Annotated in this window: 7 protein-coding genes and 2 pseudogenes; 3 read left to right on the top strand and 6 right to left on the bottom strand. The window is 64.6% G+C overall.

Annotated elements, in window-relative coordinates:
• Window positions 1–356: pseudogene (locus tag VEI45_RS18980) on the top strand (hypothetical protein); the annotation flags it as partial.
• A gap of 10 nt (window positions 357–366) precedes the next feature.
• Here the strand turns inward: VEI45_RS18980 and VEI45_RS18975 are convergent.
• From VEI45_RS18975 to VEI45_RS18955, 5 genes are all read right to left on the bottom strand, one after another.
• Window positions 367–1,302, bottom strand: a complete 936-nt coding sequence (locus VEI45_RS18975) for a Ku protein (RefSeq protein WP_324855986.1) — start codon at window positions 1,300–1,302, stop codon at window positions 367–369.
• A 37-nt stretch (window positions 1,303–1,339) separates the two neighbouring features.
• On the bottom strand, window positions 1,340–2,251 hold the full coding sequence (locus VEI45_RS18970) for a carbohydrate kinase (protein ID WP_324855984.1): 912 nt from the start codon (window positions 2,249–2,251) through the stop codon (window positions 1,340–1,342).
• Window positions 2,248–3,645, bottom strand: a complete 1,398-nt coding sequence (locus VEI45_RS18965; RefSeq protein ID WP_324855994.1) for a mannitol dehydrogenase family protein — start codon at window positions 3,643–3,645, stop codon at window positions 2,248–2,250. The genes VEI45_RS18970 and VEI45_RS18965 overlap by 4 nt, the downstream gene beginning before the upstream one ends.
• A gap of 69 nt (window positions 3,646–3,714) precedes the next feature.
• The gene (locus VEI45_RS18960; protein WP_324855982.1) at window positions 3,715–4,572 is read right to left on the bottom strand and encodes an HAD family phosphatase; all 858 of its coding nucleotides are present in this window, start codon (window positions 4,570–4,572) and stop codon (window positions 3,715–3,717) included.
• Window positions 4,572–6,098: a mannitol dehydrogenase family protein gene (locus VEI45_RS18955; RefSeq protein ID WP_324855980.1), complete on the bottom strand. Its 1,527-nt coding sequence runs from the start codon at window positions 6,096–6,098 to the stop codon at window positions 4,572–4,574. Before VEI45_RS18955 ends, VEI45_RS18960 begins: the two co-directional genes overlap by 1 nt.
• Window positions 6,099–6,224: 126 nt before the next feature.
• On the opposite strand from VEI45_RS18955, the pseudogene VEI45_RS18950 reads away from it, so the two are divergent.
• Window positions 6,225–8,495: pseudogene (locus VEI45_RS18950) on the top strand (ATP-dependent DNA ligase); the annotation flags it as partial.
• 6 nt (window positions 8,496–8,501) lie between these two features.
• On the top strand, window positions 8,502–10,436 hold the full coding sequence (locus VEI45_RS18945) for a fumarylacetoacetate hydrolase family protein (RefSeq protein WP_324855978.1): 1,935 nt from the start codon (window positions 8,502–8,504) through the stop codon (window positions 10,434–10,436).
• Between the two features lie 10 nt (window positions 10,437–10,446).
• On the opposite strand, the gene VEI45_RS18940 is transcribed toward VEI45_RS18945, so the two are convergent.
• Window positions 10,447–11,364 carry a class I SAM-dependent methyltransferase gene (locus tag VEI45_RS18940; RefSeq protein ID WP_324855976.1) on the bottom strand — a complete coding sequence of 306 codons (918 nt, stop codon included), beginning with the start codon at window positions 11,362–11,364 and terminating at the stop codon, window positions 10,447–10,449.
• Window positions 11,365–11,384: the final 20 nt, after the last annotated feature.

The raw sequence follows: 11,384 nt of genomic DNA, 5'->3' as shown, positions 1-11,384 counted from the left end.
ACCATCTGCTCAAGACTTTTTGGGGATGGCGGGACAAACAGTTGGCCGACGGTACGGTTATCTGGTCGTTGCCATCCGGGCAGATCTATGTCACCAGCCCCGGCAGCGCGATCCTGTTTCCGGCGCTGACGATTCCCACTGGTGATCTACCCGAATCCACACCGACTTCCGATGTTCGCTGTGGTGAACGCACCGCCGTGATGCCCACTCGTCGACGCACTCGGGCACAGCAGCGATCGCAACGTATCACCGCAGAGCGCAACCGCAATCGCAACGACAGGCTGGCCCGGCAACGTGCCTACACATCAGCCCGCGCGGCACCGTTCGGTGACCCCGACGGACCACCGCCGTTCTAGGCGGGCGGGGTCAGGACTTGGAGCCCGCCTTGGCCGGTGCTTTTTTGGCCGGTGTCTTTTTGGCGGCTGCCTTCTTCGCGGGAGCCTTCTTCGCGGGAGCCTGCTTAGCCGGAGCCTTCTTGGCGGGAGCCTTCTTCGCCGGCGGCTTCCCGCCGTCCGACCGCGCCTTGACGCTGGCCTCCAGCTTGGCGAGCAGATCGGAAACGTCTTCGGTCTCGTCGAGCTCCTTCGGCTGCTCCTCGGCGGTAAACGCTTCTCCGCCTTCGAGTTTGGCCTGAACCAGCTCGTGCAGCTGCTCCTGGTAGTCGTCATGGTAGCGGTCCGGGTTGAAGTCATCGGCCATCGACTCGACTACCTGCCCGGCCATCTTCAGTTCGGCCGGTTTGATGTCGACCTTCTTGTCCAACACCGGAAAGTCGGGGTCACGGATCTCGTCGGGCCACAACAACGTATGGACCACCATCACCTCGCGCTTGCTGAAATCCTTGACCCGCAAGGCCGCAAGCCGGGTCTTGTTACGCAGGGCGAAATGCACGATCGCCACCCGGTCGCTCTCTGCCAACGTCTTGGCCAACAGCACATAGGATTTGGTGGACTTGCCATCCGGCTCGAGGAAGTAGCTGCGGTCGTACATCATCGGGTCGAGCTCGCTAGCCGGGACGAATTCCAGCACTTCGATTTCGCGGCTGCGCTCTTCGGGCAGCGTCGCGATGTCGTCGTCGGTGATCACCACCATCTGGCCGTCGTCGGATTCGTATGCCCGCGCGATATCGCGGTACTCGACAACTTCGCCGCATACTTCGCACACGCGCTTGTACCGGATGCGGCCATTGTCCTTGGCGTGCACCTGATGAAACTTGATGTCGTGGTCCTCGGTCGCGCTGTACACCTTGACCGGGACGTTGACCAGCCCGAAGGAGATCGAACCCTTCCAGATGGAACGCATACAGTCAGTATGCCCATACGGCGATCCGGATACGCACCTAATGCTGACGTGTGGCGGCTTGCAGGGCGTCCCGGTCCGGCAGGTCGGCACCCGCCCGAGCAACGGTGAGCGCCGCCGCGTTGCTGGCCGCCTCGAGTGCCGCCGTCAGCGCATCCAGGTCTATCCGGGCGAGCTCGCCACGTCGCTGCCCGCCCAACAAGCCTTGCGCCCACAGCGCGTCGATCAGGCCGACCGTGAACGCGTCACCGGCGCCGACGGTGTCGACCACCTGCACGGGTCGGGCCGGCACCCGAACTTCGCCGGCCGCGCAGACCGCGACCGCACCCCGGTCAGCCATCGTCACCGCGACGACCGAGGGGCCCAGCGTCCGCCAGGTCTGCGCGATCTGCTCTGGCGGACGTTCCGGGTCGATCCAGCACAGATCTTCCTCGCTGACTTTCACGATGTCGCTGCGCTCGACGAGATGCTCGATGCGTTCGCGGGCCAGATCTCGGTCGACGATCAACGACGGACGCACGTTGGGGTCGAAGGTGATTGTGGCCGAGACATGGTAGGTGTCGATAAGCGCCGCAACAGCCAAGCAGCCCGGTTCCTGCACGGCGGCAATCGATCCGGTGTGCACGAAAAGCGGCGGTGCCACCATCGGTGTGGCGGAAAGCTGCCAGTCCAGATCGAACACATAGTCAGCCGACCCGTTTTCGTCGACGGTAAGTTGCGCGACCGCCGTCCGGACAGCGGATTGACTTCCCGAAACAAGGTGCGCCCCCGCGGCGTTGACGTACTCAGCAATACGCCGGCCGCGTGGGTCGTCGCCGATGTGGGTCAGGAAATCAACGTCGCGGCCCAGCCGGGCCAACCCGACTGCGACGTTGAGCGGGCTGCCACCGACGTGCTCGTCGCGCTCGACGATGTCGATCAACGATTCGCCGATCACCAGCCCGCGGGTCATCGCAGTAATGCCTCCAGTGTCGCCCGAGCTCCGTTGCGGTGCAACGAATCCAGCGCCCAGCTGAATGCCTGGACAAAGCGTGGCTGTTGGGCAAGATCCCCGAACACCGCGGTGAGCTCGATGAACGCGGTGGGATGCTCGTGCTGTGACCGGGCGATCGGCACCAGCGAGTCCGCCAGCTGGTCCACCACCTCAAACGGCTCACCCCACTCGTTGACGCCCTCGGCGTAGCGGGCCCAGCTGGCCACTGTCGCTGCCGCCAGCCGAACCGGCCCATCGCTGGCCAGGTTGTCGCGGATAACGGGAAGCAGCCATTTCGGGATGCGATCCGACGAGTAGGCGCACAGCCGCGCAACGGTGTCGCGCACGCCTGGGTTGGCGAACCGCTCGATCAATGTGCGGGTGTAGTCACGCAGGTCGATACCGGGTACCGGTTTGAGGGTGGGAGTTGCCTCGGAATCCCAGTAGCGCAACAGGAATTCGGCAAGCAGGGGATCGCGGGCGGCGTCGTGGACAAACTCGAAGCCGCACAGATGGGCGAAGTAGCACAGGCACTGATGCCCTGCGTTGAGCAGCCGCAGCTTCATCGACTCGTACGGGCCAACATCGGCGACCAGCAGCACGCCCGCCTTCTCCAGGGGCGGCCTGCCATCGGAGAAGTCGTCTTCGAGGACCCAGGCGGCGAACTGCTCGGCCACCACTGGCCAGCGGTCGTCGACACCGAAATCGCGCCGCACGGCGGCGGCCATCTCCAGTGTGGTGGCCGGGGTGATCCGGTCGACCATCGAACTCGGGAACCGGGTGTGTTCCGCCACCCACTCGGCGAGCCCGGGATCCCGTTGTTCGGCATTCGTCAGGATCGCGCACCGCGCGATCGCACCGTTCCTCTCGATGTTGTCGCACGACACAATCGTCGGTGCGGCGATCCCGCGGCTGCGACGCCTGGCCAGAGCCTCGGTGATCAACGCGAACGCGGGTCCGTCGGGGTCGCGGTAACCGCCCTCGGTGATGGTCAGCGAAATGATCCGGGTGGTTGCCGCGGCCAGCAACTCCACTGCTGCCTCCGGATCGTCGGGCGCGTAGCGGTAGTCGATGATCGAGCCGATCACTTGTGCGTCCCGGCTGCCGTCAGGGCTCTCCAGAACCAGGGTGTACAGCCCTTCCTGGTCACGCAGGACGTCGCGCATTGTCCAGTCGCCGGGCATCACCCCCACCCCGCAGATGCCCCATTCGCGCGCCAAGCCCCGCTGTAGCAGCCGGTCGATGTACATGGCCTGATGCGCTCGGTGGAAGTGACCGGCCCCGATATGCGCGATACCGACGCTGACGCTGCCGCGGTCATAGCTCGGCGTAGCGATCGGCAGCTTTGTCAGCGCAGCGTTGTTCAGGTTCATCGCGCTAATCACGATTGCACAGCTCCTACCGGGCCGGGGCCCGAATCGTCATTGCGTGAGTGACGATGCCTACCTGAGCCTGGAGTCTCCGTGTGTCACAGTCGACAGCATCAGGACATCAGCGAGAGCGCGCCACGAATCGGTGATCGCGACTGCACCAGCATCAATCAATTCCGCACGGCGGCAATCCTTTTCGTCGGGTAACACGAACATCAGGTTCCCGACGGTGAGGTAGCCGGCCGCGACCGCGGAGGTGACGCCGGCCACGGAGTCTTCGATGGCCAGACCTTGATGGGCCTCGACGCCCAGTTCCTGGCCGGCATGCCGGTACACCGCCGGGTCCGGCTTACTTGTCGGCACGGGAAGGGAATCTTCCGCGCTGAAACGCACATCCACCGGTATGAGCGGATCCAGGCCGGTCGCAGTGAAACACGCATTCAACCGCTTGAGAGCGCTGGAGCTGACAGCCGTCAGCGCATATTGCGACGCGAGGTCGCGCAGTGGTTCGAGTACCTGCGGATCTGGCTTCAAGGTCACGCCCAGATGAGCGGTGACCCGTTGGCGCTCTTCGAGCACCCATTGCTCGAGTTCGTCGGCGCACAACGCGCAGCCGGCTGCGACATCGCTGTCTGAAGCGACAACCGCTGCGGGACGGCCTTGGGCCAGGGTCTGCTCGAATGGCACTTCGCACTGCACAGCCAGGTCGACAGCAGTCGTGCGGAAGTTTTTCCCGACGGCCTGCTTGCGCAGCTCCTCGGCGCTGAGCGGAGCGGTCACGCCGAACCTGGCCAGGAAGCGATTGGTCACCTCGGTCGAGGCGACGAATGCCGCCCTCTCCGAAGGGAACAGGTTGTCATCGGCGTCGCAGAGCAACGTGGTGATTGGTGCAGGGTCGAATTCGCGCACAATGCTGATTCCCTGGTTCATTACGACACCAGCTCCCGCGCATCTTCCCGCAACGCTCGACGCATCGTCGGTAACACACCGTGCTCATCGATGTTCGCAATCATGTCACCGAGGGACTCCGCGAAGGCGGGAACCAAGCGTAGTTCGGTGAAGATTTCGTGCCGCAGCAACGGATCGGGATTGTCGGCTGCCATGGTCGCCAACCTAGTCAGCGGTATCGCCTGCGAGTCCTCGATGCGGAATTTCCGCCCCTTGAGGTCGTGGCCGCGCATATAACGGGCCCACCCGGCAACAGCCAACATCAGCAGAGTGTGCGGTCTGCCCTGCGCGATCGCCTCCTGCAGGGAGGGCAGCACAAACGACGATATTTTGCTCGACCCACGCCGAGCCAACCGCGACAACTGGTCGCTCATCCGGGGATTGCTGAGCCGAGCGAGCAACGTTTGGCGATAGCTGGGCGTGTTCATTCCGGGCACCGCCGGTAGCAGTGGCTGAATCTCATCACGCATGAGCTGCTCGACGTACTCAAAGATGACGCGGTCGTTCATCGCCTCGTCGGTGCGCTGGTAGCCGGCCAGCGTGGCCAGACACGCGAGCGCGATGTGGGTCCCGTTGAGCAGGCGGGTTTTGACTAGCTTGTGGTCGCTAACATCGGATACGAACTGGGCGCCGACCTCATGCAGCGGAGGGCGGCCGTTGCTGAAGGTGTCCTCGATGACCCATTGGCGATACGGTTCGGTCAGCACCGGCCACTTGTCGGCAACGCCAAATGTTTGCTCCACGAATTGGCGTTCCGAGTTCGAGGTCTGCGGGGTGATGCGGTCGACCATCGTCGACGGGAATGCGACGTGTGTGTCGATCCAGCGGGCCAGCCCAGGGTCTTTCAACGCAGCGAACGACACCAGCGCGGTCCGCGCCGCTTGCGTGTTGTCGGCAATGTTGTCGCAGCAGAGCACGGTGAACGGGGCAATACCGGCGCGGCGACGCTGGTCGAGTGCTTCGGCCAGGTATGCCCACGCGGTGGCAAAGCAATCCGACGCTCCAAGATCGGCACGGACGTCGGGGTTGTCAGCGTCGAACTCGCCGGTAGTTGGATTGAGAAAGTATCCGTTGTTGGTAATAGTCAGGCTGACGACGCGAGTTTGCGGATCAGCTAGAGCGGCGCGGACCGCGGCGCCGTCGTTCGGCGCGTAGTGCAGGGAGCCGATCGAGCCGACCACGCGGGCAGTTTGGCGGTCGTGGCCGCATTGCACAACGGTGTAAAGCCCATCTTGAGCGGACAGCACATCTTTGACGTCGCGGGAGCGAAGACTGACGCTGGTGACCCCCCAGTCATGGGAAATGCCTAAGCAGGCAAGGTCATCGAAGTAAACGGCCTGGTGCGCGCGGTGAAAGTTACCCGCGCCGATGTGAACGACACCACGTTGCAGGGCCGACCGGTCATAAGTTGGCACGTCAATGCGTTGCGAATGCAGTCGCAGTGTCGCATTGCTCAAGGGAACGCCAGTTCTAGGACGCCAAGGAACTATGGGAATCACATTGGACATTCTCGTCTGTGCCCGATGTGTTCGCCGGTTCTAACCCTTTCGTGTGCTGGACAACAAGAATTTTACGGCGATGACGATAATTGGTGGTGAGAAGGCGTTTTCGCTGCTGGAAAGCGTAAATTAAATCACATGGCGCCGCGGGTGAAGCTGACCAAACCCGACAAGGTGATCTTCCCCACAACCGGAACAACCAAGGCCGAAATCTTCGCTTACTACACCAGCATCGCCGAGGTAATGGTGCCGCACATTGCCGGGCGCCCGGCCACTCGGAAGCGTTGGCCCAACGGCGTGGACGAGCCGTCGTTCTTCGAAAAACAGCTGGCCTCCTCAGCGCCCGACTGGCTGCCCCGCGCAAGCGTTACGCACCGGTCCGGGACGACCACCTATCCGATCATCGACAGCGTCGACGGGCTGGCGTGGATCGCCCAGCAGGCCGCACTCGAGGTACACGTGCCGCAGTGGCGGTTCGTCGCCGAATGGACGCGAGGCGGGGAAAAACTCAAGCCCGGCCCGTCGACACGGCTGGTGTTTGACCTCGACCCCGGCGAGGGTGTGACGATGGCTCAGCTCGCCGAGGTGGCGCGTGCTGTCCGCGACGTGATCGCCGACATCGGCTTGACCACGTTTCCGCTCACCAGCGGCAGCAAGGGGCTGCATCTGTACAGCCCGCTGGACAAGCCGGTGAGCAGTCGCGGCGCAGTGGTGCTGGCCAAACGTGTTGCGCAGCAACTGGAAAAGTCGATGCCCAGGCTGGTCACCTCGACGATGACCAAAAGTGTGCGAGCGGGCAAAGTGTTCGTGGACTGGAGCCAGAACAACGGTTCGAAGACCACCATCGCGCCGTATTCGTTGCGCGGCCGGGAGTTTCCGACTGTCGCCGCGCCGCGCAGCTGGGAGGAGCTCGACGACAAGAAGCTTCGCCAGCTGCGCTATGACGAGGTGCTGAAGAGGGTCGAGCGTGACGGAGACCTGCTGGCGCCGCTGGATGCTGATGTGAAGACCCCGGATCGGCTGACCAAGTACCGCAGCATGCGCGACGCGTCGAAAACACCCGAGCCAGTGCCGGGCGCCAAACCGTCTTCGGGCGAGGGTAATACATTTGTTATTCAGGAGCACCACGCCCGTCGGCTGCACTACGACTTTCGCCTGGAACGCGACGGTGTTTTGGTGTCCTGGGCGGTGCCGAAGAACCTGCCCACAACCACCGCGGTCAATCACCTGGCGGTGCACACCGAGGACCATCCACTGGAGTACGGCAGCTTCGAAGGCTCCATCCCGAAAGGGGAGTACGGTGCCGGCAAGGTAATCATTTGGGACTCCGGCACCTACGACACGGAAAAGTTCCGCGACTCCGGCGAAAACGGGGAGGTCATCGTCACGCTGCACGGCGAGCGAATCTCGGGGCGCTACGCGCTGATTCAGACCAATGGCGACCAGTGGCTAGCCCATCGGATGAAGGACCAGAAGGTATTCCAGTTTGACGAGCTGGCCCCGATGCTCGCGACTCATGGTTCGGTGGCGAACCTGAAGGCATCGCAGTGGGCCTTCGAGGGCAAGTGGGACGGCTACCGGTTATTGGTCGATGCCGACCACGGCAAGGTGCGGCTGCGATCACGCAGTGGGCGCGAGGTCACCAAAGAATTCCCGCAATTAGCCTCTCTAGCTGACGATCTCGGCGACCATCATGTCGTCCTCGACGGCGAGGTCGTCGCCCTGGACGCCTCCGGTGTGCCGCGATTCACCGAAATGCAGAACCGGTCCCGGGCCACCCGCATCGAGTTCTGGGCCTTCGACCTGCTGTATCTGGACGGGCGGTCGTTGCTGCGAGCCCGCTACCGGGACCGGCGGCAGTTGCTGGAAACCTTGGCCGGCGCAGGCAGTCTGATCGTTCCCGACCTGTTGCCCGGCGACGGCGCCGAGGCGCTGGACTACTCGCGTAAGCACCAGTGGGAGGGCGTGATCGCGAAGAAACGCGACTCCACCTATCAGCCTGGTCGCCGCTCGGCATCGTGGGTCAAGCACAAATATTGGAACACCCAGGAAGTCGTCATCGGCGGTTGGCGCGCCGGCGAGGGTGGGCGCACCAGCGGCATCGGCTCGCTGCTGATGGGCATTCCCACCGCGGGCGGACTGCATTTCGCTGGCCGGGTCGGTACCGGGTTCACCGAACGGGACTTGGCCAACCTTAAGACAACGCTGGCGCCGTTGCACACCGACGAATCCCCTTTCGACGTAACACTTCCCGCCCGCGACTCCAAGGCCGTGACTTTCGTGGAGCCGACGATGGTCGGGGAAGTCCGGTACAGCGAGTGGACCTCGGATGGGCGGCTGCGCCAGCCCAGCTGGCGGGGGCTGCGGCCCGACAAGAAACCGAGCCAGGTGGTAAGAGAGGACTGAATCACGATGCGGTGGGTAACCTTTCGAGACGGCGACGGCGAGCGGACCGGGGTGCTCTCCCGTGATGCGATCCACGCGCTGCGGCCGGGTGTGAGCTTGCTCGAACTGATCGGGCGCGGCGCGGCCGGACTGCGGGAGGTCGGGGAGGGCGCGCTGCGTTCGGCGCCGACTGTACGTCTCGACCAGGTGAGCCTCGCAGCACCGATCCCGCGGCCGCCGTCGATCCGGGACAGCCTGTGCTTTCTCGACCACATGCGCAATTGCCAAGCGGCGATGGGCGGCGGCCGGGTGCTCAAAGACACCTGGTACCGGATTCCCGCGTTCTACTTCGCCTGCCCGTCGACCGTTCTCGGTCCGTATGACGACGCCCCGACGGCACCCGGAAGTGCTTGGCAGGACTTCGAATTGGAGATCGCCGCGGTCATCGGAACAGCGGGAAAAGACTTGTCGGTCGCCGAAGCCGAACAGGCGATCATCGGCTACATGATCTTCAACGACTGGTCGGCGCGTGATTTGCAACAGCTGGAAGGCCAGCTGGCGATCGGACAGGCCAAGGGCAAGGACAGCGGAATCACCCTGGGCCCCTACCTCGTCACGGCCGACGAACTTGAGCCCTACCGCCAGGACGGGAAGCTGGGCCTAGAGGTCACCGCACTGGTCAACGACACGATGATCGGGGCCGGCTCGACCGCAGCGATGGATTGGAGTTTCGCTGAGGTGATCGCCTACGCCTCACGTGGGGTGATGCTGAGGCCTGGCGACGTTTTCGGGTCCGGCACAGTGCCGACCTGCACATTGATCGAGCACCTCGACCCGACTGCACCGGAGTCGTTCCGCGGCTGGCTGCACGACGGCGACGTCGTCACGCTCAAAGTGCAGGGACTGGGCGAGACCCGCCAAACCGTGCGCAAAACCGCTGCACCGCAACCACTCCCGGCACGGCGTAACCCCGATGCCGTTCCCGCCGCCAAGCGGGTCAACCCCGCTCCGGCGAAAATCCCGTACACCCGCGGGTTGCACGAGGTCGCCGACCGGGTGTGGGCATGGATGTTGCCGGACGGCGGATACGGCTGGAGCAACGCGGGCCTTGTCGCCGGCGACGGCGCCTCGCTACTGGTCGACACGCTGTTCGACCTGGCGCTGACCCGCGAAATGCTGGACTCGATGGCGCCCATCACCGACCGCGCCCCGATCACTGACGCGCTGATCACCCACTCCAACGGTGACCACACCCACGGCAACCAACTGCTGAACCGGTCGGTAAGGGTGATCGCCGCCAAGGGCACCGCCGAGGAGATCGCCCACGGCATGGCTCCCGAGATGCTGGTGATGACCCAGACCGCAGACCTCGGCCCAATCGCGACCCGATATCTGCGAGAACGATTTGGGCCCTTTGACTTCGGTGGCATCACGGTCCGCAACGCCGACCAGACCTTCGACGACCGGCTCACCATCGAGGTCGGTGGTCGCGAGGTGCACCTGTTGAATCTGGGCCCGGCGCACACCGCCGCGGACTCGGTGGTGCACGTGCCGGACGCCGGGGTGCTGTTCGCCGGGGATCTGCTGTTCATCGGCTGCACGCCGATCGTGTGGGCCGGTCCGATCGCGAACTGGGTCGCGGCCTGCGAGGCGATGATCGCCCTCGAGGCGCCGACGGTGGTGCCCGGCCATGGTCCGATCACCGACGCGGACGGCATCCGCGCCGTGCGGGGGTATCTCGTCCATGTCGCCGAGCAGGCCGAACGCGCTTACCGCAAAGGCCTGTCGTTCGTCGAGGCGGCCGATACCATCGACCTCGGCGAGTACGCGAGCTGGCTGGATGCCGAGCGCGTCGTCGTCAACGTTTACCAGCGGTATCGCGAACTCGACCCTGGCACACCGCAATTGCCGGCGTTGGGACTGCTGGCGATGCAGGCGGAGTGGTTCGCCAAGCACGCATAACGCGGCGCGACTACCGTCGGGTCGCCCGAACGAAGCTGATCGAGGCCGGTGCACCCGCCTGTGCTTCGCCCTCCAGCGGCGCCATCCCAGCCGCGGCGAACAGGTCGGCCAGCACGAACGTAGCGGTGTCCCACCCGTCGGCCTGCAGGTGGGCCGCGACGTCGGTGTGGTCGCCCGGATAGGTCAGGTCAGGGATGTGCAGGTCCAGGCCGTGCTCGCGCCAGCGATCGGTCAGGATGTGGGCCTGCCGCTGCTGCTCCTCGGTCTGACCGCGCACCGATCCGTAGTCCGCGGCGAATCTGCTGCCCGCGGCGCTCAGTGCGGCGACGTTGTCCAGCAGACGAACTTCGGCCTCGGGCGGCAGAAATCCGATCAGCACCCCCTCGGCCAGCCATGCCGTCGGTTGGGTGGCGTCGAAGCCCGCGCGTTGCAGCGCCGCCGGCCAATCCTCACGAAGGTCAATGCCGACCGGACGATGCTCGGCGCCGGGCACAGCGCCCAGTTCGGACAGTGTGGAGGTTTTGAACTCGATGACCTCGGGCTGATCGATTTCGTACAGCGTGGTGCCCGCCGGCCAGGAAAGCCGGTACGGGCGGGCATCCAGCCCCGACGCCACGATCACCACCTGACGCAGTCCCGCGCTACCAGCCTCGGCGAAGTAGTCGTCATAAAACCGGGCTCGGGCGGCGAACGTGTCGACCATGCGGGGAAACCCGGCACCGTCGTCGACGTCGGCGAAATCCAGCTCACCCGCGGCCACCTTGGTGAAAAGGTCCAGCCCGACCGCGCGGACCAGTGGTTCGGCGAACGGGTCGTTGATCACCGGGTCGGGGCGGCGGCTGGCTGCGGCCCGGGCGGCCGCCACCATGGTGGCAGTGGCGCCGACGCTACTGGCCAAATCCCAACTGTCGCGGTCAGTTCTTGCCATGAGCGCTCCTCGATGTGGCT

The sequence above is a fragment of the Mycobacterium sp. genome (assembly GCF_035623875.1).
Classification (GTDB): Bacteria; Actinomycetota; Actinomycetes; order Mycobacteriales; family Mycobacteriaceae; genus Mycobacterium.
This window is presented reverse-complemented; position numbering and strand designations above follow the sequence as displayed.